The organism is Halalkalibacillus sediminis, assembly GCF_002844535.1.
In the GTDB taxonomy this organism is placed as follows: Bacteria; Bacillota; Bacilli; order Bacillales; family Alkalibacillaceae; genus Halalkalibacillus_A; species Halalkalibacillus_A sediminis.
Window position 1 is genome coordinate 156873 of the sequence record NZ_PJNH01000004.1, and the last position, 26711, is coordinate 183583.

Here is a 26711-nt window from a genome sequence, read left to right on the forward strand (position 1 = left end):
TATAATTTAGGATGATTGAAGTTGAGGAAAGTTATCTTAGCTATGTTAATTTCATTAGTAGGTTTATCTTTCATGGGATGTTCTGGTCCTGAACAAAAAGTAAAAAATGTGACCAATAATTATTATCAAGCACTTATTAATGAAGACTTTGAAAAAGCATTCGAAATGTTATATTTATATGATTTTGCTGAAGACAAACATCCAACTGATGGTACAACTTTAAATAAGAAAAAGGCTAAAGAGTTTTATTTGAAAAAAGTTGAAGTATTGAAAGAAAACAACTATAAGGTTACGGATTTTGAAATTACTAAAGTTAGAAAAGAAGACGGTCATACATCTTTTGCAGAAGTAAAACTCAATGTTGAAGTTAATGGAGAAAGTATTGAGTGGCATGAAACAGTAGATGAGTGGGAAGGTAAAGCTTGGATTATCGATGAACATGATCCATTTGCAAAGTATCGCGATGGAAAAATGAATTTCGATTTTGAAAAAGAATTAGAGGAAAATGAAATGACGATGGTTGAAGAAGAAAATACATTTTAAAATGAACTCTTCCAATTTTAAAATGTACACCATATAAAAGTAGGTGAAACCTATATGCCGACCTGTCAAAGCTGTGGGAAAGAATGGAGCTGGAAACAGACTTTCAGAAAGATGTTCTCTTTAGATAAGGGTTTAGTGTGCCCATATTGTGGAAAGAAACAATATCAAACGAAAGCATCAAAGAAAAATATGTTTTATGTAACATTGATCATTTTGTCTCCCCTGCTATTACCAGCTGCTATTGAACTCAAACTAGTTATGTTATTAAGTTTATTCATCATTTCTATCTTGAGCTTCCCATACATAATCAATCTAGCGAATAAAGAGGATCCCATTTTTGGTTTTTCCAATTTGATAAAGAATAAGAAGTATTTGTGGACTTTTCTCACATTATTTCTATCCGCATTGTTTTTAAACTACATCTTTCCTCGTAACTTCCCACTTGCTAGCAGTCCACGTCTGATTTTAAATATCCCTTTAGAGACCCGAGAAGGAATTAATACGATCGGAATAATCGCATTGACCCTATTATTAGGAAGTTTGGTTTTTTTAGCTCTAGGCTTGAATAAATATCGTGTACGTCTGATTATTCTGTTCATCATCGTCTTCATGGTCTTACCGTCCTTACTTTTCTCTGCATATCAAAGAACTGTTGCTGAAGGAATAGATGCCATTTCTTATGATAGGGATTCCTCTTTGTGTGAATACGAAAGAGTGGATGGTAAAAAGATGGTCTTCAATTGCCAAATGACTTTTGAAAACCATAGTGGAGAAAATGTTGATTTCTGGATTGAGTTCCCAGAAGATAAAACTATGAAAAGGGAAATCCCACTAGCAAAGTTAATTAATGAAAATGGTCCTTATGAAGTTATGATTCCTGCTGATCGTCCTCGAACAGTTTATATTGAAGGACAGCTAGATATTGCCGAATATGAAGATGACTTTCAAAGTGGTGGGTGGAGTATCTTTAATGTTATGATCTCCTCTGAAAATAAAAGTAGAGAGGTTGATTAATCTAATATAGATTTACAGGCTGCTTATGAGATAATACATAGCACAGAAAGTAGGATATATATGCCAATATGTCAGAGTTGCGGAAATCAATGGAGTTGGAAGCAAACCTTCAGGAAGATGTTCACTTTGGATGTGAGTATAGAATGCCCTTATTGTAAAAAGAAGCAGTATCAAACCAGAACATCAAGAAAAAGAGCTGCTTATATGACATTGCTTATACTATTGCCACTAATCTTACCGATTGCACCAGAAATCAAGCTAATAATACTCTTCAGCTTTTTCGTCATATGTACTATAGGTTTTCCGTATATGATTCAACTGTCTAATGAAGAGGAGCACATGTTTTAAAGGAGCATTTTGCTTTTAGTTTAGGGGGGTTAAAATGAAAGCACTTTTAGTTATTGATGTACAAAATGGGGTTGTGGATTTAGGGGATTTCAAAGAAGAATTGTCTTATATGGAGTCTGTCATAAAGGATTTTCAATCAAAAGATCTACCGGTTATTTTCATGAGACACTTCGATGATATGGAGGAGAGTCCTCTTTTTGAAGGTTCTGAGGGTTCTAAACTACATTCCTCTTTAGATCAGTATGCGAGTAATGTAATCGACAAGAGAACGCCAAATTCTTTTTATAATACCACCTTGCAAAAAGAACTAGAGAAACTAGGAGTCACACATTTATTTATAACAGGCTTTAACACAGAGTTCTGCTGTATGTTCACTGCAATCACCGCATTCGATAAAGGATACAAGGTGACATTCATAGAGGATGCGACAGGTACAGTAAACACAGAAGACACCTACGAAATGAAAGGGCTTGATATAAGAGATTTTGTAGGTACCGTCTTGGATTGGTCGGAAGTAATCGAAGTGCTAGACTTTGAGGAATACGCTGAGAAGTACACTTCACTAGGATCAAGTTGAGTGATAAATGGAGGTTAAAGTATGAAAGTGAAAACTTTTTCTGCCGCATCCGAAAAAGGTATAGATAATAAACTCAATGAATTCTTAGATGAAAATAATCACTCGATAGAAATCGTAGATATCAAATTTTCATATGGAGCGATGGTTGTTTTTAAAGAAAAACATACGGATTCTATAGACGAATAAAAAGAGGATTGAATCGCAAATAAGATTCAATCCTCTTTTAGTTATATCAAATTTTCGGAACTACACATTCAACAACTCACGAATTTCGTTTTCACTCAGGCTTTGGAAGTTCGTTTCTCCTGGTTGGATCACGTTTTCGATGAGCTCTCTTTTACGTTGCTGCAACGCATGGATTTTCTCTTCGATTGTGCCTTTAGTAATCAACCGATACACTTGAACGACTTTTTTCTGTCCCATTCTGTGAGCACGGCCTGTTGCTTGTTCCTCGACTGCTGGGTTCCACCACAAATCATATAAGATTACAGTGTCTGCGCCAGTCAGGTTCAAACCTGTTCCCCCAGCTTTAAGAGATATGAGGAAAATATCCTTCTCACCTTCGTTGAATCGGTTCACCATATCGACTCGTTGTCTTGATGGTGTTTGCCCATCCAAATAGAAAACATCTTCATCCATCGCTGTCATTTCTTCTCGGATCATCTTCAACATGCTTGAAAATTGGGAGAAAATCAATATTCGATGACCATTTTCTCTAGCTGTTTCAACCATCTCGAGCAGCTGATTCAACTTGCCTGATTCGCCTTCATACCCCTCAATAAATAAAGAAGGATGGCAGCATAGCTGACGTAACCGAGTGAGTCCAGCTAGTATTCTCATCCGATTCTTCTGAAAGCCTTCGCTGGAAATCGCGCTTGCGGCCTCTCCTTGTATCTTTTCCAAATACCCAAGGTAAAGTTGCTTCTGATCCTTCGTCAATTCAGAATGATTCACAGATTCAATTTTATCCGGAAGCTCCGTCAACACATCTTGTTTGATACGACGTAAGATGAACGGACGGCTCATACGTGAAATCTGTTCTTGTGGAAGTTCGCGGAACGCTTTTTTGTTCGGGAAAAATCCAGGCATGATCACATCGAATAACGACCACAGCTCATCGAGTGAGTTCTCAATCGGTGTGCCACTTAAAGCGAATCGTTTTCCGGCGCGTATCGCTCGGATCGCTTGCGCCTGCTTCGTCAAATGGTTCTTGATCGCTTGCGCTTCATCTAAGATGAGTGTGGAGAATCGTCTTTCGCGATATTGCTCTAAATCCTGACGTATCAAGGGGTAGGACGTGATCAATACATCGAACTCATCTGCGTCTTTAAATAGCATCTCGCGTTCTCCGATACTCCCGTGGATTACACGAACCTTCATCGATGGTGCGAATTTCTCGAACTCTGACTCCCAATTATAGACGAGTGAAGCAGGGGAGACGACGAGGGCAGGCTGATCCAGGTTAGGATTATTTTCTTTTTCCGATAAAAGATAAGCAATGCTCTGAAGTGTCTTTCCAAGCCCCATATCATCCGCCAGAATTCCACCGAATCGGTAACGACTTAAAGACTTTAACCACTGGAACCCGAAGTTCTGATACTCACGCATGTCAGCTTCGAGTCCATCTGGCAATGGTGTATCGAAGGTTTCAGGGTTTTTGATGTCATCTATCAGCTGTTGAAATGCTCGATTATAATTTTTCCTGAAATGCTGAGACATTGCTTCGTCCATTTGAAGTCCACGATAAGCTGGAACCTGAACTTTTCCATCTTTCAAATCATCTGGATTGAGACGCATCTCATCAAACATGTTAGAAATTTGAGAGAAAGAATCGTCCTGAAGCGGTACGAATGTGCCATTAGGCAAACGGTAATATCGTTTTTTCTCGACTACTGATTGAATTAATTGGCCGATCTCACTTTGGTCAATATCACCCAAGTCAAAATCGATCTCCAAGAAGTCCCCGTTGGAATCCAAATCCACATTAACGGTCGGAGAAGCAATGTCATCCACCAGCATATGTTTTACGGAATTCGTTAGGTAAATATCTATCTCTTGATCCAACTGAGGTAACAATTCATACAGGAACACAAAGATATCTTCATCATCATCCAGGTAAAGCTCGTGGCCGTTGAACTTAAACCCTGCATGCTCGATTACACTCATCACACGCTGTTCTTTTTCATTATCTCGAACTAAGATTTGTGAAGAATCCTGTTTCTGTACACGATTAGGCTGCATGGGATTGATTTCGATATCGTCATACCAATAGCGAACTTTCGCAGTTAAACGAACGTCATCTTGATCCAAATGCATCTTCGCTTGAAGTGGTGGATTCACAATTGCTTCAGATACTTTTTCTGAAAGGTTCACTTCACCGATTCTCTTCAGATTTGGCACCACATTCGAAACAAAGGAATCCATCTGTTGTTTTTTGATTGGGACGCTCGCCTTTGGATTTCTTTCCAACAATCGATAAATATTCTTCATGATTTCCTGTTGTTTAGCATTCAAGTGATAGAAGAATTGGCCTTCCTGAATGATTCCGTAGTCTTTGTAATAGTGGAACTGATCGATTGCATCGAAACCGAGCTCATATCCCTGACTATTTTCACTAAGAGAAAAATCAAACGGCAAAGAGTCCTCCATCCATTGAATTTCGTGAAAAGTCCTGGTACCGTCCTCGAACGTACACCCTCTCTCGGAAAGTGCAGTTAAGAGCTGGTCCACAAAATATGGGGGAATTGTCATGCCTTTTTGGTTCGACACAGGCTGCCATTTATTATCGTAAAAAGCATCGCTGCGATATATATCCAGAAGAATCTGCATCACTTGCTGATCTTCTTCTTTGAAAAATTGATGTGTTGGGTCGTAGGTGAATTTAGGTGTGAAAAAATGTTCTACCTTTTCATCGACACTCTCTAAAAACTTTTTCAGGTTCTTCACGACGTATGTACGATCAACGCCAGCCTTCATCTCAACAGAAAGTAGAAGCCCCTTCCACAGTTGATTCTCGATCTTCAGAACAAATTCTGTCTGAAGCGGTTCTTTATCAAATGTCGAATCCAGAGATTGATCACTTGAATCCGAAAAAAGATCGATCATTTCAGCCGAAAAATCTCTAGGAGGTGCAGGTTTTTTCATGATACGGTGGTCCGGTATATATTCTCGTTTACGCTTCTCCACATACTCATCGAACATTTCTCCTTGGTCAGGGTTTTCTTGACTGGCTATTTTCAACATAACCGCAGCAACGTGTTTGCACTGACCATATGTTTCGTGGGCAGGGCATGAACATTCGTCATCTGCCACAGAGCTGTCATCCATATGAACGATCACATGATAAGACTCACTTCCAGAAACATTAGCTGTCCAGATATTTTCTTTGTTATGATATTTCAAATTGTGGACTGCACCTTCGCGAAAATAACGGCGTCCACGCTGAAAAATGTTATTAGAAAACATACTCTTAACTGTTTCTTTAGTTAACAATTGAAATCATCCTTTATAAGCACTTGTCCATTACTCCATCATAACACTTAGAGCATGAACTTATTAAGTGTGAAACATTTTCAAAGAAAAGTCCCACGAATTTTGGAAGGTATCCTAGGTAAAAAGACAGAATATTTATTTAAAAAATTCTATATTATGGTAAAATAAGCACAATTGAATTTCTAAACGGGCATCAATTATACGAAACTCACCAGAAGCAATTCCGGCAAAAAAAGGATAAAAGAAAGGCATGGATTTATTGCGAAATTATAACCTGTTAGAACGTTTTTTATTCTTATTCACATATGTAAACGATCGTAAATTTAAGCAAGAAGTGCAGGGGAAAACTATATTAATCACAGGCGCAAGCTCAGGAATAGGAGAGAAGCTGGCGTATCAACTTGCTAGCTATGAAGTTCATTTGATTTTGGTTGCTAGAAGAGAAGATAAGTTGATAGAAATCAAGAAAATCATAGACAAGCAAGTCGCTGAAGTCAGTATTTTTTGTGCCGACCTTAGAAATGACGAAGAAATAGGAGGGTTAATTGAGTTTCTTCGCCTCTTACCTCAAGGGTTAGATACTGTAATTAGTAATGCAGGTAAATCGATTAATCGACCAATTGTAGACTCGCTGGATAGAAATCATGATTTTACTCGAACGATGGCGATCAATTATTTTGCACCAGTTCGTCTATTATTGTCAGTCATACCATTATTAAAAGAAAAAAGTGGTCAAATCATTAATATCTCAACCATCAATGCCTTGATTTTACCCATTCCGCACTGGGCAGCCTATCAAGCTTCTAAGTCTGCATTTGATACGTGGCTAAGGTCAGCTGGTCCTGAGTTAAAAGTGATGGGGATCACGACTACGTCCATTTATCTTCCATTAGTGAATACACCAATGATTTTACCCACCAAAGCTTACCATAATATGCCCGCCATGAGCACAGAACATGTCTCGAACATTATTCGTAAATCTATCTATACAAAAAAGAGCATATATAGACCATGGTGGTTAATTATCGCTCAGATTGCTTCGGTTTTCTTTCGAGGGATTTTTGAGGCAGTAGCAGCTCGTCGATTAAAGAAAAAGGGGAGATGAAGTTGAGGATCATCAAATTGATCTACGTTTTATATAAAATGAAAATTCTCTCCCCTATAGGGTTAAACCGACTCATAAAATCCGTGCGTAGCTGTGGAATCAATCTTATGACGCTACTCGATTTTGCAGAAAAGAACTATGGGGAGCGGGTTGCAGTAATAGATGACCATGAAACCATTCGTTATCAACAACTGTTGAATGATTCATGGAACCTAGCTGTTAGACTTCATGAAGAATACGAAATCGTTGAAGGTCGAAAGGTAGGAATCATATGTAAAAATCATGGTTCACTAGTAAAGTCCATTTTCGCGCTCTCTAGGTTAGGGGTTGATACGTATTTGCTCAATTCAGAAATGAGCGAAGAGCAGTTCAACGACTTACAAGATCATCATCAGTTTGACTTACTAGTTTATGACTTCAAATGGAGTTCAGCGATCGAAAACTCTATTTATAAAAAAGGTAAGCTATTAAGTTACGATGAACAGCTGCCAGCCATCAACAACTTACATAAGCGTAATGAACTTGCTAGACTACCTAGAACTAAAATGGGGAAGCTCATGCTACTGACAGGTGGTACGACTGGAAAATCGAAAGCAGTCGAGCACCAACCATCACTTTTTAATTATTTAAATCCATTTTTAACGCTGTTGACTCGTTTAAAACTCATTAACTATCAAACAGCTTATATTGCGACACCGATTTATCATGGGTATGGAATAGCCATTTTATTATCATTCATTGCTCTCGGTAAAAAGATGATCATCACTCAAGGATTTGATGCTCACAAAGCCTGTGGAATTATCCGAAAACATGAGGTGGAAGTCGTATCAGTTGTCCCTCTCATGGTTCATAAAATGTTACGAACGAATTCAGGTGATTTACAATCACTTTCTTGTATCGCTTCAGGCGGTGCAGCTCTGAACCCTAAGCTCATTGAAGAAGTATTTAATGAAATAGGTGATATATTATACAACTTATACGGAACTTCAGAGTCTGGATTGAACATAGTTGCCAAACCTGAAGACTTGAAGTACTCACTAGAAACTGTTGGTAAAAAAATCAATGGTTCTCGGTTAAAAGTGCTTGATGACAACCATCGAGAAGTTGCTAATGAAGAAGTTGGACAACTTTGTATGAAAAATAATTGGTCAATGAGAAATAAAACAAGTAGTTGGATAGAAACAGGTGATCTAGGATATCGAGATTCTAAAGGATACTATTTTTTATGTGGAAGAACCGATGAAATGATTGTTTCAGCTGGAGAAAATGTCTATCCAATTGAACTAGAACAAACCCTCAATCAACACGATCAGATAGAAGATGTAGCAGTTATCGGTGTGAGTGATGAAGAATTTGGTCAAAGGTTAAAGGCATATGTGCAGGCTAAAGAAGGTTTATCACAAGATGAGCTTTGGGAGTGGCTCCGACCTAGGGTTGCTAGATTTCAGGTACCAAAAGAAATTGAATTTATTGAAGAAATCCCCTATACACCTGTAGGGAAAAGGGATAAAAAACAGCTTAAAAGTTCTGAAGTTGGAGGAAAGTAAATGATTATACGAGAGGCAGACTCTACCGATGCAAGGGGAATTGCGAAGGTGCATGTTGATAGTTGGAGAACAACTTACAGAAATGTTGTTCCGGATAGTTTTCTAGAAAGGATCTCCTACGATCAACGGACTGAGTTATGGATTAATAACATTTCAAAAGAAACTAGCGAAAGTGCACATATTTTTGTAGCCGAGAACGAAGAAAAGGAGATTGTTGGCTTTTCATCTATTGGAAAAAGAGACACTAATCGTGTGGAAGACTCGGGAGACCTGACAGCTATTTACCTCCTTGAAAGTTATCAAGGGAAGGGAATTGGTAAACAACTTCTGAAAACATCATTCGAGAAATTTCGGGGACTAGATATTAATCGAGTGTTTGTTGAGGTCTTGGAAGATAACCAATCCCGTTATTTTTATGAATCAAACGGAGCACAATTTATCAGAAGAGAGACAGTGAAAATAGCTGACAAGGAATTGAATCTACTGATATATGAATGGAATAACCTTAGGGCAGTTTTTGATAAATAGAGAAAGTAGGTACTTGTATGATTTATAAAGCAGACTCAAGTTTAAAAAACAAACTATATCCAATGTTCGATGGTTTAGAAGATACCGTGATTTATTCATGTCTTCAAGGACACATGGGGGAAGCATGGGTAGATGACCTTGATAATCCTACCGTAGCACAAATAACAGTAGGTATATTCGTATTTTTCGCAGGTGATCCGAAAGCAGATGGGGTAGATGAAATGCTTCATAATCTGCCTGATTTTACGTTTACGACAGTTGAAACAGAAGAATGGAAAAAGCGTATAGAAGAAGCGCATGAAGGTAACTTTGAAAAAATTACTAGGTACAATTTTGAAAAGGATCCTGAGCATTTAGATCGGGAGCACCTCCAAAATTTGAAGACGCAATTACCGGATGGATACGAACTAAAGAAAGTCGACACGAAAATAGCAAACGACCCTGGGTTCCACGAGCTATCTGAGGATTTTATAAGTAACTTCGCGTCTATTGAGGATTTCCTCAATCGTGGGGTTGGTTATGCCATTCTGAAAGACGACCAAGTGGTGTGTGCCGCAACTTCTTTCAGTGTTTATGATGATGGAATTGAAATTGAAATCGCGACGCATCCCGACTTCAGGCAAAAAGGTCTTGCGACAGTTACAGCTTCAGCCCTGATTCTTGATTGTCTAGGTAAAGGAAAATATGCAAGTTGGGACGCTGCAAATAAAGAGTCTGTTAAGCTAGCTCAAAAGCTCGGTTATGTATTGAAGGGGCCTTATGATACGTACGTTATTGAAAATGAAGAATAACTGCAAGGAAGAAAGACATAAATTGAGATAAGAAGAGCAGAGGAAATTGAATGATAGAATTTCGGAAATTAACTGAAGATATTTTCTTTGAATGCATCAAGCTAGAAGTTCATGAAGAACAGAAAAACTTTGTAGCTTCAAATGTATTTAGCATTGCCCAGTCATATGTTGCCTTATTGAATGATGAGTTTCCCCCCATAACCTATGCCATTTATCATGGTGATACTCTCATAGGATTCTTGCTGATGTGCTATGAACATTCAGAAGAAAATGAATACGGTGATGAAAATTGCTACCACTTGGTAAGGTTTATGATTGATAAACAATACCAAGGTCAAGGCCTTGGGAAGCAAGCGATGGAAAAATTGTTGAGTTATATCAGAACTTCTCCTCAAGGAAAAGCTGAAGCAGTGTACCTATCTTACGAACCTAAGAATGAAGTAGCTAAAAAATTATATGCTTCCTATGGTTTTGTAGAAACCGGGCAAGTGGATGATGGTGAAGCGATAGCAAAGTTAGTTCTATAGGTGGTAAAAAAGAAGCCGATATAGGCATTGAAAAGGTTTGTGAATATTGGTTTTAGAGTGAAAGGGTGTTAAAAATTAATAAGGTTAGATTGTTTGTTTCGATGGGGTTACTTGGAATACTTACATATTTGAATTCATCTTTTGTCAATGATCCTTTATGGAAAACGGTTTTGGGTTTGGTGTCCCTAACAGGGATACTACTATTTATGTTCTTACATTTTATAAAAAGAAATAACGCATATTGAAAAATAAAAGGGATCAGAAAATAATAAGATGGGAGTAAAATTATGAGCAAAACAAAAATTTCACCTATAACGTTAATAGGTTTAACTCTGGTTTCAATATCGATTGCGATCTATGCTTATAGAAATTTTGAAAGTGAGCAAACGGGGTATGGCGTTACACTTAGTATCATATTTGTAATTTTAATTGCGATGGTTATTGCAGGGGTTAATCGGAACAAAAAGATAGACAACTAAAAATAAGAAAACCAATTCAAGGAGTGTTTTGATGAAGAAATTCATCATAGGAATTATTGGTTTATTAGTCATAGGCATTGGCAGCTACTTCTTCATACAAGATGAACCTCCGCTAGTAACTTCGCAAATGGGCGGTGCAGATTATGAGGATGTTGATGTCAGGCTGATAAACATTGGGAATGAAAGTTCAAGCGGAGAAATTAGTATACAGGAAGTTCTTGTGAATGATAGGGAAGAACCGACCGATGTGATGATTCAAGTGAGTGATCATGAAAAAGGCGTTGTCACATCTAATACTTGGGAAGAGGAAATGGAATACAAATTTGAAGAAATTGAAGATGTATCACTCGAAACCAATACAGAATTAGAAATTCCTGAGGACAATGAAAAGTCTAAACCTATTTATGCATTAACGTTAAAACACACAATGAAAATTAACCAGGCAATCATTAAGTATGAACATCTAGGAGAAATATATGAAAAAGTGGTAAGTATTCAATAGCATAACTTTTGTGCATGAACGAAAAAGGGGGGAGAAAAAGTGGATCACTGGATACTCCAGGTCATTTTTGTATGTGGAATTGTTTATGGTTTAGCTACATTTGTACTTTTTATAAAAAGAAATTCTAAAAAAGAGAAATATCAATTGGTACTCTCCATTTCTACTGTGGTAATGTGTACCGTTTCTTTATTATTAACCATTTTCAATTAGAGGTATTATATCTATCAATAACTAATGGATAACCACAAAAAGCCTAATGTAGCCATTCCAAAAATGACAATCCTCCACTTAGGTCGGTTGTTTTTACCCGCATCTACAAACCCCAAGAAAAACACAACAGTTAACATAAAATAAATAAGACTTAACGAACTCCCCATATAAACCCTCCTGTCTAATTGATCTTAATTTATTTATATTCATCTTTTTCATAATATTGTATGGCTTGCAAAGAAAGGTGCATACGAATCAGATAACGCTTTGGAAATCATTTATTACAGAATGTATCAACAATGTGAATTAAAAAGTAATTTTGAACCTCGAAAGGATTTTGTAAATTTTTGTTGAATAAGTATATAATAGGTCAAATGGTGTAATACATAAAAGAAAGGTTGATTTTCGTGGAGAAGAAACACATATTCTCCTTACTTTACATAGTATTGGCTCTTGGTTTAAGTTGGTTGATTGTTTTAGCGATGCGTCCGTCTACCGTATGGATTCATCTATTTTATTTCCCGATCGCGCTTGCAGCGTGGCGCTGGAGAGCTCGTGGTGGATTGATTGTCGGAGTGATTGCCGGTATCTTAGCTGGACCCCTGTTATTTATGGAAGTCACTGAGAATGTGAATCAAATGACGATGAATTGGATGATTCGTTTATTTTTCTTCAGTGTTTTCGGTGCCTTTCTAGGGGTACTAGTTAAAAAAATGCATAACGATTCGGTGACTTTAGCTAACCACCAGAAGGAAATTGAAATTCAAACGAAGTTCGCAACAGTCGATGGACTTACACTGATTCCTAACCGCCGGAAATTTGATGAAGTTCTGCAGGAAGAGTTCGATAAATTATCAGATGATGATACTCCGCTTTCGCTGATGATGATGGACTTGGACGAATTCAAGGTTTATAACGATACATACGGACACTTACAAGGGGACGAATGCTTGAAGAAAGTTTCCTCTCGTATTGAGTCATTGCTTCGCCCTGGCGATTTCTTAGCAAGGTATGGTGGGGAGGAATTCGTTCTCATACTTCCAGTAACAGACTCCCCCGAAGCAAGAGAAGTAGCCGAACGAATCCGCAAAGGAGTCATCGACTTGGGGCTTCCTCATGTGAATTCTTCAGTCAGATCAGATGTAACTCTTAGTATCGGACTAGTTACTGCTTACGGATCATCTAATTTGAATGCAAAAGAAATGTTAGGAAAAGCTGACCGAGCATTGTATCAGGCAAAAGAATATGGCAGGAACCGAGTAGATGTATATGGTGAACAGGGAAAGAGAAAAGGTGCTTGATTACATTATAGGAAACGAAAATTCTGATTTTGCTAAAACAACCTCCAGAGAGAGGTTGTTTTTTTATATTTAAGAATTTTTTAAGAAATAGATAAGAATGGTTTAAGCTATCGCCTCCATACTAGAAACGAACGAGAAGGAGGAGATTGAATGCGAGAGCCAGTAGCTCAAATTAAAAATGTAAAGAAAAAGATCGGTAAGAAGACAATCATTCATGATATGTCGTTAGACATTTATCCTGGTGAAGTACTGGGTTTCTTAGGGCCGAACGGAGCAGGTAAAACGACGATGATCCGTATGCTCGTCGGGCTTATAAGTACAACTAAAGGAGATATCTACATCAAGGGGAACCATGTGAAACGAGATTTTGAAAAAGCCATGACCGAGGTCGGTGGAATCATCGAGAACCCAGAGATGTATGGATTTCTTTCGGGGTACGATAACCTGAAGCACTATGCCCGCTTAGCAGCCAAACCTATATCAAAAGAACGAATCAACGAAGTGGTGGAATTAGTCGGTTTGAAGAATCGAATTGGTGAAAAAGTAAGGGGTTATTCTTTAGGGATGAAGCAGCGTCTTGGCATTGCCCAAGCCTTGTTACATTCACCATCGCTTCTTATTTTAGATGAACCTACGAACGGGCTTGACCCTGCTGGAATTCGTGAGATTCGTGAGTATATCCGGAAGATTGCTCATGAAGAGAATATAGCCGTTTTTGTTTCGAGTCATTTGTTATCTGAAATGCAGCTCATGTGTGACCGGGTAGGCATTATTCAACACGGTAAACTTCTAAGAGTGGAAAAGATGGACACGCTCCTTCAAGAAGAACAGAAACGAATGGCCCAATTGAAGGTGGAGCCAGTTAATGAGGTGGTTCAATACCTAAAGGATCAGACGTGGAATGTTCATCAAGAGAAAGATACAGTCTATGTCGAGATCGATGATTCAGAAGATATCCCAATGATAGCTACATCTATAGTAGGCAAGGGTTATCACTTGTATCAATTAGATGAAAAACATATATCGTTAGAAAATACATTCCTGGAACTGACGAAGGAGGAATCATAATGCATTTCCCGAGAATTCTACAGAACGAAAATATCAAAATTTATCATAAATTAGGCACTTGGATCATGATTGGAATCATGGTTTTGATTCTCCTTGTTTTTGCAATGGTTTCTAAGTTCATTATTAATGATGAAAGCAATGTTGATTGGGAGATGAAGACTCAAGCAGAAATTACTCAGATAGAAAATAGATTAAATGAAGGAGTAGCGTTCAAAGTTGAACAAGATTATTTGGAACAGGAACTTGCTATTTTGAGTTATCGTTTATCTGAAGATATACCACCTGTGTCATCTAATTCGATGTGGGGCTTCATGGCCGATACTACTAACTTAGTTGGCATCGCTACATTATTTACGATCGTTATTGCTGCAAGCATTGTCGCAAGCGAATTCTCCACAGGGACCATCAAACTATTGTTAATCCGTCCGGTTAGCCGTGGGAAGATTCTTCTCGCAAAATATTTATCGATGATCGGTTTTGCATTCATGATGTTAGTACTCATGTTTAGCGCATCATTTATATTTGGGGCAACCTTCTTTGGAGGATTCAACACCGAGGCACTCTATCTTTCTTATAGCAACGGCAGTGTTCAAGAACAATCGGTTTTGAGTTATATCATCAGTCTATTTGGATACAGTAGCATTGAGTTAATCATGATTTCAACATTGGCATTTATGATCTCAACCGTGTTTCGAAGCAGTTCACTGGCAATCGGATTTTCACTATTTCTTATGTTTACAGGACCACAATTCGTTCAGCTATTAAGTTCCTACGATTGGGTAAAATATATTCTTTTTGCGAACACGAACCTAATGCAATACGTCAATGGCACGCCGGCTGTAGAAGGAATGACGATGTCATTTTCGATCATGATGCTGATCATTTACTTTGTCATATTCACAATCCTATCTTGGACTATTTTTAAATATAGAGACGTTGCCGTATAATATGAAAATAATAGTTTAGGTTTAAAAGGGAAGGGATCAAATGTCAGCTGAACGTATATTGATAGTAGAAGATGAAGTGGAAATCGCAGAATTAGTCAGTGATTATTTGAAAAGAGAAGGCTATGATGTCTTGCACGCTAAGGACGGAGAAGAAGGTCTGTCAATTTTTCATGAACAAGACCCTTCTCTAGCCATTCTTGATCTTATGCTCCCGAAAATAGATGGGATTGAACTGTGCAGGAGAATTCGTGCGACATCACAAATCCCAATTATCATGATGACGGCGAAAGGAGGCGAGACCGATAAAATCGTCGGCCTAGGGATTGGCGCAGATGACTACATTACCAAACCATTCAGTCCAAGTGAATTGGTCGCCCGTACGAAAGCTCAACTACGCCGCTACCGCCACTTTTCTTCTCCGGTTGAAAATAAGGACCGTCTGACGTTCGGTGACCTAGTCATTGATGCTAAGGAGTACCGAGTGATTAGTAGTGGGAAAGAAGTTGAAGTATCTGCCAGAGAGTTCAAATTACTCTATGTATTAGCAAGTCACCAAGGTCAAGTGTTTACCAAAGACCAGCTGTTCGATAAAGTATGGGACTATGACCACATGGGAGACTATAATACCTTAACTGTATACGTTCGCAAGCTTAGAGAAAAAATAGAGCCTGACCCTTCTAAACCAGTTTATATCAAAACAATATGGGGTGTCGGTTACAAATTCGAGGGGGAATAAGACGTGGGAAAACTTAAAACAAGACTGATCTTAGCTTTCTTATCGATTATCCTCCTTCCTATTTTAACGACTGGAGCGACATTAGCTCTACAATCTTCCAATATTGAAGCACAAGAAGAAAGAGTATCCCAATCGCATCAACAAGTAGAGGAATGGGTCAACCAAGAGCTTGCTGAGAATGAGATCTCGCATGTTGATTTTAATGGTGCCGTTCGAGAGTACTCTACAGATATAGTGATAAAAAACACGAATGAAGAAGTTATCTACCAGTCTTCTGACGAGGAGTTTAGTGAAGGGTCTATGGAGAACCTTCCTCCACATTCGTTTAGTGTAACTGCAGGAGATGGAACCACCTACAACGTGGAAGTCAGAAGCCAAATCGATCTAACCCAGCAAATTCTCCAATCCATTTTCATCAGTTTAGGTGTCGGACTTGTTACATTAATATTGTTGATCACCCTATGGACGTGGTACATTGCGCGAACTATCCTTCTGCCTCTTAGAGAAATTTACATAGCTACTGAAGAAGTGAAAGAAGGGAATCTAGATTATCCTCTACAGTATAAAAAGAAAGATGAAATCGGAAGGTTCGTAGGTGGCTTCAACAACATGCGACTTCATCTCAAACAATTACGCGAAGAGCAGCAGCAATATGAAGATTCAAGAAAGCAACTGATCGCAAGTATTTCCCATGACTTACGAACACCACTGGCATCCATTAAAGGGTATGTGGAAGGCCTTCAAGATGGGGTGGCAGATACCGAAGAAAAACAACAAAAATACTATCAAGTTATTAACCGTAAAACCGATCAGCTCGATCGTCTAATTGAAGACTTATTCAAATTTTCGAAAATGGAACTACAACAATTTCCGGTCAACCAAAAGCTGATTGACAGCAGAGACTTTTTAAAAGACGTATTAGAAGAAATCGAGACCGAAATGGACAAGAAAGATACTCACCTGATCGTACAACAGCCAATACCATCAGTGACATTATCCATTGATCCCGACCGAATCGTCCAAGTAATCACGAATATCACAGAAAACGCCATACGGTACGGAGCTGAACACTTAACGGTAAGTGTGGAAATTAATGAAAATGGTGAATACCAAATTTCCTTCCAAGACGATGGTTCTGGGATAGGTGAAAACGAACTAGACAAGATATTCGACCAATTCTATCGAGGCGAAAAATCCAGATCACGCGAACTAGGAGGTTCTGGATTAGGTCTCTCTATTGCACAATCAATTATGAACCAGCATAGTGGGAGAATTGAGGTCCAAAGCAAGCATGGGCAGGGAAGTACATTTATTGTTATACTTCCTATAAAAGGTAACAGTTAAGAGGAAAAGCTAGGTGATCCCATGAGCCACAAGTTAAAAGTCGGAGAACTACAAGTAGATTATATGACAGATGAAGAGATTTGGAGAACACTGACAAATGTTCTGTCTAACAAATCAATGAAGTCATCTACATACAAATTTGCATTAATAAAATCTATTATCGAAAACTTGTATCAGGTGAATGATAAGTATGAGCTCACGTATGATCAGCTTGCCTATGGGTTCGCCAAAGTATATTGGAATCTTGTAGTACATCATAATTTGGTGAAGCAAAATAGAGGACAAAAGAGTGCTCAAGCTGTAACAGTGATGCTGGATTTTCAAAGGACTTACGGAATCCCTAAAGAATTTAGCTTCGATAAAATTAACAACAGCCTCCAGCTGAAGCTAGTATCGAAGATGAAAACCGTTATGAAATCAAATGTATATGGTGCATTATATGGGGATACCAAAGGGCAGTTCTACGCTTTTGATCATAAGACAGAGCACTTTAAAGTCAAGCCGAGCGTCCTTGAATTCATGAGGAAATATCAACGATTAATCGTTAATTTAACCAACCATCACATGGCAAAAATGATCGAGGACTTAAACGAAGTTCCATCAATTAATTATCTTTTAGATAAAGTCGAAAGCATCGCAAAAAGAAGCTCATTAAAGCCATTTGAAAAAGTCCTGCTTCATCATTTCGAAGCAAGTTGTTTTTATTGTGGGAAAGATCTATCTAACAGGAATCGTAAGACAGAGGTCGATCATTTTATTCCGTGGTCCTTTGTTCAGTCCGATCAGATCTGGAATCTAGTACTTTCATGTAGGACATGTAACAACAATAAAAGAGCTAAGCTTCCTCATGACCAATATTTAGAGCTTATTGTAGAGCGTAACGACGCTTTAAAAAGCTACGAATCAGAAATGCTAATGAAAAATTATCACGATCAAAAGATTATTCTTTTATATGATTATTCTATAAAAAATGGTTTTGATGACATTTGGGTGCCTCAAAGAAGCTAATCTTCTACATTTTCAAGGAAGATTCGTTTCTCGAAAGCGCCTTTTTCTTGTGCCTTTTCACATCTGACTTTCTCTACTGTATCTATCGAAGAGCCATGAACTTTTGACAAGGCATGTAGTAATTCAAGGATATCCGCAAGTTCTTCTAAAGCTTCAGGTGAGGTTTTAGCTTCTTGATATTCTTCTACCTCTTCGTTTAGTTTCTTCTTCAATTCTTGTATGTATTCTTTTTCATTTAAGGTTCTTGTATTAAAACTTGAACCTGTAGAGTCTATTATTTCTGGTATTTTGTCTCGAATGAGTTTGTTGTAAGTGGGCATGGTTATGACTCCTTTTGCTAGTTTGGTATTATTGTATATAATAGGTAAATTAATCGCAATATTTTATTAGTAATCAGAGAATGGGAGAAATATCAAATGAAAAAAGATATTCATGTTGTTGGAGCAGTAATCATAAAGAACGGAAAAATCTTATGCGCTCAAAGAGGGTCAAAATCCACTTTACCTCTTAAGTGGGAATTTCCTGGTGGAAAAATTGAGGAAAATGAATCGCCTAATGACGCTCTTAAAAGGGAAATCAATGAGGAGTTCAAATGCGGCATTAGTATTGGTGAACAGGTAGAGCACACTGTTTACGATTATGATTTCGGAACGGTTCATTTAACTACCTATTATTGTAGTCTACATAGTGGCGAACCTGTTTTAACGGAACATGAAAGAATAGAGTGGCTCCCACCTTCAGAACTTTCTAGTTTAGATTGGGCCCCAGCGGATATCCCTGCTATTGATCAAATTGAAAAGGATTCAGATAAAATAATGGAAGGAGGAGGGTAAGTTTGAATAAGTTAGTCAATGATATTGAGACTTCTTTAAGAAAAGGCTTTATCGATCAACATATTAAAACAACAACAAAGTATCAACCTCAATTATTGGTTAATAATCAAAGAAACAACCAGAATGTATTATCAAGCTTTCTTGAGGAATTGGAAAACTGTAACTCCTTTATCTTTTCCGTTGCATTTATCACAGAGAGTGGCCTTGCTACACTAAAAGCTCTACTACTAGACTTAAAGAAAAAGGGAATTAACGGTAAGATATTGACTTCCACCTTTTTGAATTTTAACCAACCTAAAGTATTTAGAGAATTAATGAAAATAACAAATGTTGAAGTAAGAATGACCACTATAGAAGGTTTTCATTCTAAAGGATACATATTTGAACATGATTCTTTCCACTCTCTGATTGTCGGAAGCTCCAATCTTACTGCACAAGCTTTAAAAGTAAATCATGAATGGAACATTAAGTTGACTTCCCATGATAACGGTGAGGTGATTCATCATTTTAAAAGACAATTCAATGAGGTTTGGGATTCGTCTCTACCGCTAACTGATGAATGGATTAATTATTATGAAGAAGTATACAAACCTTTAGAACAAAAAGAATACATAGAAAATGTTGTGGAAATGCCAGAACAGTATAAGATTAATTCTCTCGAAGAATCACTCAAAATCAATCCTAATAAAATGCAAGAAGCAGCATTGCGGGAAATACAGACTGTAAGAGATGAAGGGCATGATAAAGGTTTAGTTGTATCTGCGACGGGTACGGGTAAAACTTATCTCTCTGCATTTGATGTTAGACGATTTAATCCTAAAAGACTGCTTTTTATAGTGCACCGAGAACAAATATTAAAAAAAGCCAAAGATGATTATAAAACTATACTTGGTGGGATTGATAGCGATTTTGGTATTTTATCAGGAACAAACAAAGATATTGACGCCAAATATTTATTCGCTACAGTCCAAACAATTTCAAAAGAAGAAACTTTAAGTAAGATTGATCCGAGTGCATTTGACTATATTATTATAGATGAAGTTCATAAAGCAGGTGCAAAATCATATCAAAAAGTGATTGATTATTTTGATCCACAGTTTTTTATGGGAATGACAGCAACTCCAGAGAGAACGGATGATTTCAATATTTATGAACTATTTGATTATAATATTGCCTATGAAATAAGGTTGCAAGAGGCGCTTGAGGAAGATATGTTATGTCCATTTCATTACTTTGGTGTAACTGATTATGAAATTAATGGTGTAACAGTGGACGAAACTAGCACTCTATCCAAACTTGTTACCAATGAACGTGTAGAACATATATTGGATAAGGTGAGTTATTACGGATATTCAGGTGACTCTGTTAGAGGATTGATGTTTTGTAGTAGGAAAGATGAAGCTGAAAAGTTATCGGAATTATTAAATGAGAGAGGTCTAAGTACAGTTGCTTTAACCGGGGATCATTCACAAGACTTTAGATTAGAGTGTGTGACTAAACTCGAAAGTGATGAGCTTGACTATATTATAACTGTCGACATCTTCAATGAAGGTATAGATATTCCAAGTATCAACCAAGTTGTAATGTTAAGACAAACAGAATCTAGTATTATTTTTGTGCAACAACTTGGAAGAGGACTCCGAAAACACAATTCAAAAGAGTTTGTTGCAGTAATTGATTTCATAGGAAATTATAAAAAGAACTATCTTATACCGGTTGCACTTTCGGGAGATAAATCCCAAAACAAAGACAATATTCGTAGGAAAACGGTTGATACAAGTTATATCAATGGTGTCTCCACCATCAACTTTGAAGAGATCGCTAAGAAGAGGATTTATAATTCGATTAATAATGAGAATCTCTCCCAAGCAAAAATGTTAAGAGAAGAGTTTAAACAATTAAAGAATAAGATTGGAAGGGCACCATACTTTTATGATTTCTATAAAAATAATTCTATAGATCCTGTGGTCATTGCTGATAAGTATGATAACTTTTATGAATTTTTAATCAAAGTGGGAGAAAAAGACCTACCTATCATTAGCCAAGAAGAATATAAAACTCTCACGATGTTTTCAAAAGAATTATTGCAGGGTAAAAGGTTGCATGAGATTGAACTGTTTGAATTACTTATTAAGGAAAGTGCAGTAGATAAAAAAGAATACGAAACCCAGTTGTTTGATATGAATTGCAATACAGACGAAGGAACAATTAAGTCTGTCGAAAATATACTCTCAAAGTCATTCTTTACTCAGAATGATTTAAAAAGATATGGCAATGAGCCTTTAATTCTATTTAATGACGGTTACTACGTATTAAATCAAAAGGTTGCAAGTGCGTTAGCTAATAACGATTTCTTTGTAAAGTTAGCAATTGATGTGGTTAATACTGCGAAAGAAAAAGTTAAAAAGTATGCCTATGATCAGCCATTTACCTTGTATGAAAAATATTCTAGGAAGGATGCATGTAAGTTATTGAACTGGGATAATGATGAAAGTTCTACAATGTACGGTTATAAGATCAAACACGGAACTTGTCCCATCTTTATTACTTACCATAAGCAAGATGATGTTGATTCAAGTGTAGATTATGGTGACGAACTTATTAGTCCAGATTTATTGAAATGGTACACAAGAAGTAATCGTTCTTTAAAGTCCCATGAGGTTCAGAACATTATTGAAGCGCAGAATAAAAATATTGATATTCACATTTTTATTAAAAAAGATGATGATGAAGGCAAAGATTTCTATTACTTGGGTAAAGGATTACCTGATAAAGATACGGTTGCAGAGGATATTATGTCTGACAAGAATGGAAAGAACATCCCAGTAGTCCATATGAATATGTTGCTAGAAAATCCTGTTGAATATAAACTATTTAAATATATAACTGAAGAATAAATATCATTAAATAAATCATGGAGGCACCTATGCAAAAACACATCATCTTTTTCGACATCGACGGAACATTACTAGATCAACATAAAAAACTACCTGCGTCAGCTAAACAAGCGATTCTTGATCTTCAAGCTAAAGGTCACGAAGTTGCAATCGCTACTGGACGTGCTCCATTTATGTACGAGGAGCTTCGAAAAGAATTGGGAATCAATACTTATGTCAGTTTTAATGGACAGTATGTGGTCTTGGATGGAGAGGTTATTTACACAAACCCTCTAAACCATGAGTCACTGGAGTCATTGACTGAAATGGCTCACTCGAATGATCATCCTGTTGTCTATCTGGATGAAGAGGATATGAAGGCGAATGTGCCGCAACATGATCACATTGATGAGAGTATTGCGACATTGAAGCTTGGACAATTCCCATCTTATTATCCCGAATATTTTCGGGAACGGTCGATCTATCAGTCCTTATTGTTTTGTGAAAAAGGTGAAGAGAAGCCTTATGAAGAACAATTCGATCATTTCGATTTCATCCGTTGGCACCCTTACTCTGTGGATGTGATTCCAGCAGGTGGATCGAAGGCTGAAGGGATCAAAAAGATTACCGACAAGCTTGGAATTCCATCTGATCGCCAAGTTGCGTTTGGTGATTCACTAAATGACCTGGAGATGTTACGTGACATCGAGCATAGCGTAGCCATGGGGAATGGGCATGATCGTGCGAAAGAAGCTGCGAAGTATGAGACGGATGCTGTTGATAACGATGGAATATTGAAGGGCTTGAAAAAGTTAGGATTGTTGTAACGAAGGAAAGGTACCCAAGTGATCGGGTACCTCTTTTTACTTATATTTAAGTTGCCACTTCTTTGTAAGTCAGATATGAGTGGATGATACTGATAACAGTAACAACAATTAGTAGTCCAAGCGAGATTGGTGTTATGTGTTCTGGAAAAATGAAGGTCAGGATAATGATTATAATCCCTATGATAACAAGTAATTTAGATGCGAAGCGGTTGGATTTTTTCCATACACGCTCATCTTTCAATGTCCAGGGTGTTCGTAATCCATATATGTGGTTTGGTTTTAACTTTGGCATAGGGTTCGCTATGCCAATGGAGACACTACCTACTAGTAAACCAACGAACATATTGATGCTGAATTCCACGCCGAGGCCAAAAGCAATCGTCATAAGATGGATCATAAACAAAAATATCATATAAAGGTTGAAAGCGTTCATTAAGATAGGCGAATTTTTTTGATTTTGAGCTTTTAAGTCGTTTGATTTTACATACAAATTCATTAAAAAGAACGATAAGACCATTATTACAGGTATTAGAAATGTAGCCCAATTTTTATTTCCGAAATTATCTGCCTCACCATTAGACCAGTGAATAGCAACCTGTTCTGGAAGGAATGGATAGGCTATTAAGCAGCTAATAATTGCCAATGTGATAACACTAAGAGATACTTTTTTTGAATTCAATTGTTTCACTCCTCATTTGTCTTCTGCTGGAAGGTCATCAACCACCGGATGGCATCCTGGAAAACGGTCGTATTCAAGGAATAGAAGATATGTTGACCGTGCCTTTCAGCATATACTAGATCGGCATTTTTAAGTATGGTCAGGTGGTGAGAAATACTTGGCTTACTGATAGTAAAACGGTCATAAATTTCACCAGCAGTTGCGTCTTTTTCCTGCAGTATGTCTAAAATCTCTCTTCTTGTGGGGTCAGCTATTGCTTTAAATATATCGTTCAAAATATCACCGTCCATTGTTAATTAGATATTTAGATAGTTATCTAATTATATAAATATAGTATACAAATTTTATCGGTTTAGCAAGAGGTAGATGAAATTTTTAAAAAAAGTACTTAATAAAATTGGTCAATTTTTTTTAGTGCTTCTTTCAAAATTTCAATCGATTCTATAGGTTTATCGTCATACTCTAAACGATGATTTACATTCGGGATAAGCATCGGAGTGATATTTGAATTTTCCTCTATTGTTAGGTATCTTTCTTCGGTGTAACAAGGGTCTTTATCTCCAATGATCATTAGTCCTTTGTTTTCACTTTTTACCATAGCATTCAAAACATCTTCTATTTGAATTAAAGGGGTTAACCAAATGGCTTTAGCATTTTTAAAAACTTTTTTATTAAGTTCAGAGCTCATTGCAATCGTCCCGAGTGATTTTCCGATCATGTAAAAATTGTTGTACGATTTATTAGATAAAAAATAATCAAGAACTTTGCTTACATCTGTCTTAATTGCTTCACTGATTTCACTGAAGTCCTTATACTCTTCGTGGTTATAGTTATAATTCACTTGCAGAATATCAAATGACTTATTGAGGAAAACACCTGTGGAGTAATGTAGAAGAGGTGCTTGCGAGGTATAGCCAGCCCCTGGCAATATGATTGCTAAGCTTTTAGAATTAAGATTCTTACTAAGAGTCTTAATGGGAATGTCTATGCCTTTGTAGCCTTTTACTAATTCCGTCTTAATATCAACCATATTTTTTCCTCCTCTTTTCCACTTATAGGTGGTCCGACTCTTCAACAATTTTATTTAGAAACAACCTGATAATACATTAGATTGGACGCAAAATATTGCCTCACAACCATCGAAAAAAGCTGAGAAGCAGGAGAATGATGTTTGAGGTAACCTTGGATTATTAAAGGTTTGAGTAATATAGGTGATTAAAAAGAAAAAGGCACCCACCGCTTGGGCACCTTTGGAGTTAAGGCTTTGCCGATGGTATGATTTTGTTGATTTTCATAAAGCCAATTCCTGTTACTAGTGAAGAGATAGACCCAATTAGTCCTGCGATGGCGATATCTCCGTACATCATAAATGATAGTATAATTCCAACTACGCCTAAAATTATTAAAGTCATTCCGATTCCTTTCATCATATGGCCTCCTTTCAAAAGTGGTATCTTTATTTTATCATTACTTAATAAACTCCAGCTGAAGCCACGATCGTCAAACTCCACACTATAAGCGTGAATGAAACCGTCAACCAAATGGTGTTCTTTTTGGTGGCTTCTTCGCTATTGATCTTTTTTAAGATAGAAACTAAATTCAAACAAAAAATGATGCACAGAAACGGCATCAGGTACCAAGCTATGTACAATGATGCAAGAACCATATGTAATCCCTCCTTAACTTATTTTACCATATTTTGTGTTGGTGGTTTGAACGAATTAAAGCCCTCATTTATATATGAAGGCTTTTTCTTTATTTCTCTATAATCCAGTAATTTTTATTATGAATTACCCCATCTTTTTACTTTCCATGAGTAGTTTCGATTCGCCTTTTTCCCATTGTTCGACGAGCTCAATCGCCTCGTGTGGACTCATGCCTTTTCCGACCAACACTCCTGAAAGAATAAACTCTTGGAAGAGGTGAGTAAGATTGATCCCTTCCTCGACTTCCTCAAGGGCTCTATCTACAAGAGGCTGAATATGCATAACCCACTGATCTGGTACGCTCATCTTGTTACGGTAATAATCGTAAGGATGATACATCATTTGTCTCCCTTCCTTTTAATAGCCCATGCAACCGTGGACACAGCTTCTCCAAGCGTTCGTTCCTGGTGTGTAACCTAGTTGCAAACACCTATTTCTACATCGCTGCCAATCTGGATTATTTGGATTTTGGTAAGGTCCTGATGGATTATTGTAGGGATTCGGATTCATAGGGTTCATATAATTATTCATCTGTTCGTTATTTTGATTGGAATGATAGGGACTCCACTGAGGAGGGTAGTTGTTATTACAGCCACAATCTCTATACATTCACATCAACTCCTTCTTTATCAAATGTCAATAATAGCCTATGATGGCCATAAGGAGTTGGTGTGCCCAATAACTACGATATGTCTTTAGTTACAGTATCGAAAATCTCTTCGTTTTTTACATAATGGAATAACTTATTCACGACATGTTCCCGACCTCCAAGTTCTTCATACCATGCTTCCACACGTTCTACGTGATCAACGTCACCTCTAATTCTCTTTTCGATTTTTGTATAGTGGTCGTGACTCTCATATTCGTATATGGTGAAAATCTCTACTCTGTCATGATCGATTGGTACCATCCAGCGCCCTACCAATTTAGCCCCGTACTTCAATTGGGTAGGCAGCAGTGATTGATTGAAATGATTGTTAAAGGACTCCACACAATCTTTATCGACAATGTAATAATGTCGTCTGTAAAACATCGATATTTCTCCTTTCATGAACTTCCATGAACACTGTTATAGCTGTTATGCGCCATTAAGGTTATAAATAAGTATGAATATAAAAATTTTATGTTTCTATAAGGGAAAGTGTGCGGGTTATGGGAGGTTAAGTGAGGAGGTCTGAAGAAGGGGGGCGTTAAGATGATGGGGTTAAATCAATCTACAGTATCTATAATCTCCTCGTTTTTGACTATATGTATTAAATTATTTACCACGTAATCTCTTCCACCATGCTCATCGTACCATTTGGTGACACGTTCTACATGAGCTTTATCCGCTCTAACCTGTTTTTCAATTTTGAGGTATCCTTCATGACTTTCATATTCCCATATCGCAAAAATTTCAACTCGATCATGATCGACCGGCACCATCCATCGTCCAACCAATTTGGAACCATATTTAAGTTGAGTTGGGAGTAGATTATCATTAAAGTGTTTGTTGAATGCTTCCGCGAAATCCTTCTCTAGAATGTAATATTTTCTTCTATAGAACATACGAATTCCCCCTTGCATAAATTACATATTTTCATAATAAAAGGTAAAAGTCAAAGTGAGAGTTAATCACTGAAAGAAGGATATAGGCTATGAATCTAGAATAGATATTAATATAAAGGTTATGTGTTTTCTTTGTAATATCTAAAGAGAGAGAGCTGAATAAATAGAAAATGAA

The 26711-nt window shown here is 37.2% G+C and carries 34 protein-coding genes; 22 read left to right on the forward strand and 12 right to left on the reverse strand.

The window, feature by feature from the left end; genetic code table 11:
- Nucleotides 1-21: 21 nt before the first annotated feature.
- Genes CEY16_RS13320 through CEY16_RS13340 form a run of 5 tightly spaced genes read left to right on the forward strand, consistent with a single transcriptional unit; the run spans nucleotide 22 to nucleotide 2668 of the window.
- Nucleotides 22-543: a DUF4878 domain-containing protein gene (locus CEY16_RS13320; protein WP_101332544.1), complete on the forward strand. Its 522-nt coding sequence runs from the start codon at nucleotides 22-24 to the stop codon at nucleotides 541-543.
- A 54-nt stretch (nucleotides 544-597) separates the two neighbouring features.
- The gene (locus CEY16_RS13325; RefSeq protein WP_101332545.1) at nucleotides 598-1557 is read left to right on the forward strand and encodes a TIGR04104 family putative zinc finger protein; all 960 of its coding nucleotides are present in this window, start codon (nucleotides 598-600) and stop codon (nucleotides 1555-1557) included.
- 60 nt (nucleotides 1558-1617) lie between these two features.
- On the forward strand, nucleotides 1618-1905 hold the full coding sequence (locus CEY16_RS13330) for a TIGR04104 family putative zinc finger protein (RefSeq protein ID WP_101332546.1): 288 nt from the start codon (nucleotides 1618-1620) through the stop codon (nucleotides 1903-1905).
- Nucleotides 1906-1939: 34 nt separating this feature from the next.
- Entirely contained in the window at nucleotides 1940-2482 is a 543-nt protein-coding gene (locus CEY16_RS13335; RefSeq protein WP_101332547.1) for an isochorismatase family protein, read from the forward strand.
- Nucleotides 2483-2503: 21 nt separating this feature from the next.
- Entirely contained in the window at nucleotides 2504-2668 is a 165-nt protein-coding gene (locus CEY16_RS13340; RefSeq protein WP_101332548.1) for a sporulation protein Cse60, read from the forward strand.
- A gap of 60 nt (nucleotides 2669-2728) precedes the next feature.
- On the opposite strand, the gene CEY16_RS13345 is transcribed toward CEY16_RS13340, so the two are convergent.
- Nucleotides 2729-5974, reverse strand: a complete 3246-nt coding sequence (locus tag CEY16_RS13345) for a DEAD/DEAH box helicase (protein ID WP_238378857.1) — start codon at nucleotides 5972-5974, stop codon at nucleotides 2729-2731.
- A 250-nt stretch (nucleotides 5975-6224) separates the two neighbouring features.
- Between CEY16_RS13345 and CEY16_RS13350 the strand changes: the two genes are divergently transcribed.
- The 8 genes from CEY16_RS13350 (at nucleotide 6225) to CEY16_RS15275 (ending at nucleotide 11663) form a co-directional block, all read left to right on the forward strand.
- The gene (locus CEY16_RS13350) at nucleotides 6225-7079 is read left to right on the forward strand and encodes an SDR family NAD(P)-dependent oxidoreductase (RefSeq protein WP_238378858.1); all 855 of its coding nucleotides are present in this window, start codon (nucleotides 6225-6227) and stop codon (nucleotides 7077-7079) included.
- A 2-nt stretch (nucleotides 7080-7081) separates the two neighbouring features.
- Nucleotides 7082-8626 carry an AMP-binding protein gene (locus tag CEY16_RS13355; protein ID WP_238378859.1) on the forward strand — a complete coding sequence of 515 codons (1545 nt, stop codon included), beginning with the start codon at nucleotides 7082-7084 and terminating at the stop codon, nucleotides 8624-8626.
- Nucleotides 8627-9154, forward strand: a complete 528-nt coding sequence (locus tag CEY16_RS13360) for a GNAT family N-acetyltransferase (protein WP_101332549.1) — start codon at nucleotides 8627-8629, stop codon at nucleotides 9152-9154. It abuts the gene before it with no gap.
- Nucleotides 9155-9171: 17 nt separating this feature from the next.
- On the forward strand, nucleotides 9172-9945 hold the full coding sequence (locus CEY16_RS13365) for a GNAT family N-acetyltransferase (RefSeq protein WP_101332550.1): 774 nt from the start codon (nucleotides 9172-9174) through the stop codon (nucleotides 9943-9945).
- A gap of 50 nt (nucleotides 9946-9995) precedes the next feature.
- On the forward strand, nucleotides 9996-10472 hold the full coding sequence (locus CEY16_RS13370; RefSeq protein ID WP_101332551.1) for a GNAT family N-acetyltransferase: 477 nt from the start codon (nucleotides 9996-9998) through the stop codon (nucleotides 10470-10472).
- A gap of 287 nt (nucleotides 10473-10759) precedes the next feature.
- Nucleotides 10760-10951 (forward strand): hypothetical protein, encoded by a 192-nt coding sequence (locus tag CEY16_RS13375; protein ID WP_101332552.1) that lies wholly within the window; start codon nucleotides 10760-10762, stop codon nucleotides 10949-10951.
- Nucleotides 10952-10982: 31 nt separating this feature from the next.
- Nucleotides 10983-11453, forward strand: a complete 471-nt coding sequence (locus CEY16_RS13380; RefSeq protein ID WP_101332553.1) for a hypothetical protein — start codon at nucleotides 10983-10985, stop codon at nucleotides 11451-11453.
- A 39-nt stretch (nucleotides 11454-11492) separates the two neighbouring features.
- Complete coding sequence (locus tag CEY16_RS15275; protein WP_162297941.1) at nucleotides 11493-11663, forward strand: hypothetical protein; 171 nt, start codon at nucleotides 11493-11495, stop codon at nucleotides 11661-11663.
- A 14-nt stretch (nucleotides 11664-11677) separates the two neighbouring features.
- Here CEY16_RS15275 and CEY16_RS15280 read toward each other — a convergent pair whose 3' ends face one another.
- A complete protein-coding gene (locus CEY16_RS15280) occupies nucleotides 11678-11830 on the reverse strand; it encodes a hypothetical protein (RefSeq protein WP_162297942.1) in 153 nt (50 codons plus the stop codon).
- A 240-nt stretch (nucleotides 11831-12070) separates the two neighbouring features.
- Here CEY16_RS15280 and CEY16_RS13385 point away from each other — a divergent pair, with 240 nt between their 5' ends.
- The 6 genes from CEY16_RS13385 to CEY16_RS13410 all read left to right on the forward strand — a co-directional run bounded on the left by CEY16_RS13385 (nucleotide 12071) and on the right by CEY16_RS13410 (nucleotide 18067).
- Complete coding sequence (locus tag CEY16_RS13385) at nucleotides 12071-12964, forward strand: GGDEF domain-containing protein (RefSeq protein WP_101332554.1); 894 nt, start codon at nucleotides 12071-12073, stop codon at nucleotides 12962-12964.
- 150 nt (nucleotides 12965-13114) lie between these two features.
- A complete protein-coding gene (locus CEY16_RS13390) occupies nucleotides 13115-14032 on the forward strand; it encodes an ABC transporter ATP-binding protein (protein ID WP_101332555.1) in 918 nt (305 codons plus the stop codon).
- Nucleotides 14032-14979, forward strand: a complete 948-nt coding sequence (locus CEY16_RS13395; protein WP_101332556.1) for an ABC transporter permease — start codon at nucleotides 14032-14034, stop codon at nucleotides 14977-14979. Before CEY16_RS13390 ends, CEY16_RS13395 begins: the two co-directional genes overlap by 1 nt.
- 40 nt (nucleotides 14980-15019) lie before the next feature.
- Nucleotides 15020-15715 carry a response regulator transcription factor gene (locus CEY16_RS13400; protein WP_101332557.1) on the forward strand — a complete coding sequence of 232 codons (696 nt, stop codon included), beginning with the start codon at nucleotides 15020-15022 and terminating at the stop codon, nucleotides 15713-15715.
- Between the two features lie 3 nt (nucleotides 15716-15718).
- The gene (locus tag CEY16_RS13405) at nucleotides 15719-17059 is read left to right on the forward strand and encodes a sensor histidine kinase (protein ID WP_101332558.1); all 1341 of its coding nucleotides are present in this window, start codon (nucleotides 15719-15721) and stop codon (nucleotides 17057-17059) included.
- Nucleotides 17060-17080: 21 nt separating this feature from the next.
- Nucleotides 17081-18067 carry an HNH endonuclease signature motif containing protein gene (locus CEY16_RS13410; RefSeq protein WP_101332559.1) on the forward strand — a complete coding sequence of 329 codons (987 nt, stop codon included), beginning with the start codon at nucleotides 17081-17083 and terminating at the stop codon, nucleotides 18065-18067.
- Here CEY16_RS13410 and CEY16_RS13415 read toward each other — a convergent pair.
- Complete coding sequence (locus tag CEY16_RS13415; protein ID WP_101332560.1) at nucleotides 18064-18387, reverse strand: nucleoside triphosphate pyrophosphohydrolase; 324 nt, start codon at nucleotides 18385-18387, stop codon at nucleotides 18064-18066. The two genes, CEY16_RS13410 and CEY16_RS13415, sit on opposite strands and share 4 nt — an antisense overlap.
- A 96-nt stretch (nucleotides 18388-18483) precedes the next feature.
- Between CEY16_RS13415 and CEY16_RS13420 the strand changes: the two genes are divergently transcribed.
- From CEY16_RS13420 to CEY16_RS13430, 3 genes are read left to right on the forward strand one after another with little or no spacing between them, the layout of a single operon-like run.
- On the forward strand, nucleotides 18484-18900 hold the full coding sequence (locus CEY16_RS13420; protein ID WP_101332561.1) for a (deoxy)nucleoside triphosphate pyrophosphohydrolase: 417 nt from the start codon (nucleotides 18484-18486) through the stop codon (nucleotides 18898-18900).
- Between the two features lie 2 nt (nucleotides 18901-18902).
- The gene (locus CEY16_RS13425) at nucleotides 18903-21797 is read left to right on the forward strand and encodes a DEAD/DEAH box helicase (protein ID WP_101332562.1); all 2895 of its coding nucleotides are present in this window, start codon (nucleotides 18903-18905) and stop codon (nucleotides 21795-21797) included.
- Between the two features lie 29 nt (nucleotides 21798-21826).
- Nucleotides 21827-22603, forward strand: coding sequence for a Cof-type HAD-IIB family hydrolase (locus tag CEY16_RS13430; protein ID WP_101332563.1), 777 nt, complete (start codon nucleotides 21827-21829; stop codon nucleotides 22601-22603).
- Between the two features lie 46 nt (nucleotides 22604-22649).
- Here the strand turns inward: CEY16_RS13430 and CEY16_RS13435 are convergent, their stop codons facing one another.
- The 9 genes from CEY16_RS13435 to CEY16_RS13465 all read right to left on the reverse strand — a co-directional run bounded on the left by CEY16_RS13435 (nucleotide 22650) and on the right by CEY16_RS13465 (nucleotide 26536).
- Entirely contained in the window at nucleotides 22650-23282 is a 633-nt protein-coding gene (locus tag CEY16_RS13435) for an SdpI family protein (RefSeq protein WP_162297943.1), read from the reverse strand.
- A 5-nt stretch (nucleotides 23283-23287) separates the two neighbouring features.
- A complete protein-coding gene (locus CEY16_RS13440; RefSeq protein ID WP_202908639.1) occupies nucleotides 23288-23557 on the reverse strand; it encodes an autorepressor SdpR family transcription factor in 270 nt (89 codons plus the stop codon).
- Nucleotides 23558-23670: 113 nt separating this feature from the next.
- Nucleotides 23671-24312 (reverse strand): alpha/beta hydrolase, encoded by a 642-nt coding sequence (locus CEY16_RS13445; protein WP_101332566.1) that lies wholly within the window; start codon nucleotides 24310-24312, stop codon nucleotides 23671-23673.
- Between the two features lie 226 nt (nucleotides 24313-24538).
- On the reverse strand, nucleotides 24539-24709 hold the full coding sequence (locus CEY16_RS15350; RefSeq protein WP_202908640.1) for a hypothetical protein: 171 nt from the start codon (nucleotides 24707-24709) through the stop codon (nucleotides 24539-24541).
- 44 nt (nucleotides 24710-24753) lie between these two features.
- The gene (locus CEY16_RS13450) at nucleotides 24754-24948 is read right to left on the reverse strand and encodes a hypothetical protein (protein ID WP_101332567.1); all 195 of its coding nucleotides are present in this window, start codon (nucleotides 24946-24948) and stop codon (nucleotides 24754-24756) included.
- Between the two features lie 124 nt (nucleotides 24949-25072).
- Nucleotides 25073-25330: a hypothetical protein gene (locus tag CEY16_RS13455; protein WP_202908641.1), complete on the reverse strand. Its 258-nt coding sequence runs from the start codon at nucleotides 25328-25330 to the stop codon at nucleotides 25073-25075.
- Nucleotides 25331-25345: 15 nt separating this feature from the next.
- Nucleotides 25346-25597 carry a hypothetical protein gene (locus CEY16_RS15060; protein ID WP_143484631.1) on the reverse strand — a complete coding sequence of 84 codons (252 nt, stop codon included), beginning with the start codon at nucleotides 25595-25597 and terminating at the stop codon, nucleotides 25346-25348.
- A gap of 73 nt (nucleotides 25598-25670) precedes the next feature.
- Nucleotides 25671-26021 carry an NIPSNAP family protein gene (locus CEY16_RS13460; protein ID WP_101332568.1) on the reverse strand — a complete coding sequence of 117 codons (351 nt, stop codon included), beginning with the start codon at nucleotides 26019-26021 and terminating at the stop codon, nucleotides 25671-25673.
- Nucleotides 26022-26197: 176 nt separating this feature from the next.
- Nucleotides 26198-26536 (reverse strand): NIPSNAP family protein, encoded by a 339-nt coding sequence (locus CEY16_RS13465; protein ID WP_101332569.1) that lies wholly within the window; start codon nucleotides 26534-26536, stop codon nucleotides 26198-26200.
- Nucleotides 26537-26711 lie beyond the last annotated feature (175 nt).

Excerpts from the sequence above, each read along its gene's own strand:
- CEY16_RS13415 (WP_101332560.1), bottom strand. The coding sequence starts at position 18,387 with ATGCCCACTTACAACAAACTCATTCGAGACAAAATACCAGAAATAATA.
- CEY16_RS13340 (WP_101332548.1), top strand. The coding sequence starts at position 2,504 with ATGAAAGTGAAAACTTTTTCTGCCGCATCCGAAAAAGGTATAGATAAT.
- CEY16_RS13445 (WP_101332566.1), bottom strand. The coding sequence starts at position 24,312 with ATGGTTGATATTAAGACGGAATTAGTAAAAGGCTACAAAGGCATAGAC.
- CEY16_RS13330 (WP_101332546.1), top strand. The coding sequence starts at position 1,618 with ATGCCAATATGTCAGAGTTGCGGAAATCAATGGAGTTGGAAGCAAACC.
- CEY16_RS13335 (WP_101332547.1), top strand. The coding sequence starts at position 1,940 with ATGAAAGCACTTTTAGTTATTGATGTACAAAATGGGGTTGTGGATTTA.
- CEY16_RS13370 (WP_101332551.1), top strand. The coding sequence starts at position 9,996 with ATGATAGAATTTCGGAAATTAACTGAAGATATTTTCTTTGAATGCATC.
- CEY16_RS13450 (WP_101332567.1), bottom strand. The coding sequence starts at position 24,948 with ATGGTTCTTGCATCATTGTACATAGCTTGGTACCTGATGCCGTTTCTG.
- CEY16_RS13350 (WP_238378858.1), top strand. The coding sequence starts at position 6,225 with ATGGATTTATTGCGAAATTATAACCTGTTAGAACGTTTTTTATTCTTA.
- CEY16_RS13360 (WP_101332549.1), top strand. The coding sequence starts at position 8,627 with ATGATTATACGAGAGGCAGACTCTACCGATGCAAGGGGAATTGCGAAG.
- CEY16_RS13395 (WP_101332556.1), top strand. The coding sequence starts at position 14,032 with ATGCATTTCCCGAGAATTCTACAGAACGAAAATATCAAAATTTATCAT.
- CEY16_RS13410 (WP_101332559.1), top strand. The coding sequence starts at position 17,081 with ATGAGCCACAAGTTAAAAGTCGGAGAACTACAAGTAGATTATATGACA.
- CEY16_RS15280 (WP_162297942.1), bottom strand. The coding sequence starts at position 11,830 with ATGGGGAGTTCGTTAAGTCTTATTTATTTTATGTTAACTGTTGTGTTT.
- CEY16_RS13325 (WP_101332545.1), top strand. The coding sequence starts at position 598 with ATGCCGACCTGTCAAAGCTGTGGGAAAGAATGGAGCTGGAAACAGACT.
- CEY16_RS15060 (WP_143484631.1), bottom strand. The coding sequence starts at position 25,597 with ATGTATAGAGATTGTGGCTGTAATAACAACTACCCTCCTCAGTGGAGT.
- CEY16_RS13380 (WP_101332553.1), top strand. The coding sequence starts at position 10,983 with ATGAAGAAATTCATCATAGGAATTATTGGTTTATTAGTCATAGGCATT.
- CEY16_RS13455 (WP_202908641.1), bottom strand. The coding sequence starts at position 25,330 with ATGATGTATCATCCTTACGATTATTACCGTAACAAGATGAGCGTACCA.
- CEY16_RS13460 (WP_101332568.1), bottom strand. The coding sequence starts at position 26,021 with ATGTTTTACAGACGACATTATTACATTGTCGATAAAGATTGTGTGGAG.
- CEY16_RS13420 (WP_101332561.1), top strand. The coding sequence starts at position 18,484 with ATGAAAAAAGATATTCATGTTGTTGGAGCAGTAATCATAAAGAACGGA.
- CEY16_RS13375 (WP_101332552.1), top strand. The coding sequence starts at position 10,760 with ATGAGCAAAACAAAAATTTCACCTATAACGTTAATAGGTTTAACTCTG.
- CEY16_RS13400 (WP_101332557.1), top strand. The coding sequence starts at position 15,020 with ATGTCAGCTGAACGTATATTGATAGTAGAAGATGAAGTGGAAATCGCA.
- CEY16_RS13465 (WP_101332569.1), bottom strand. The coding sequence starts at position 26,536 with ATGTTCTATAGAAGAAAATATTACATTCTAGAGAAGGATTTCGCGGAA.
- CEY16_RS13365 (WP_101332550.1), top strand. The coding sequence starts at position 9,172 with ATGATTTATAAAGCAGACTCAAGTTTAAAAAACAAACTATATCCAATG.
- CEY16_RS13390 (WP_101332555.1), top strand. The coding sequence starts at position 13,115 with ATGCGAGAGCCAGTAGCTCAAATTAAAAATGTAAAGAAAAAGATCGGT.
- CEY16_RS13430 (WP_101332563.1), top strand. The coding sequence starts at position 21,827 with ATGCAAAAACACATCATCTTTTTCGACATCGACGGAACATTACTAGAT.
- CEY16_RS15350 (WP_202908640.1), bottom strand. The coding sequence starts at position 24,709 with ATGAAAGGAATCGGAATGACTTTAATAATTTTAGGCGTAGTTGGAATT.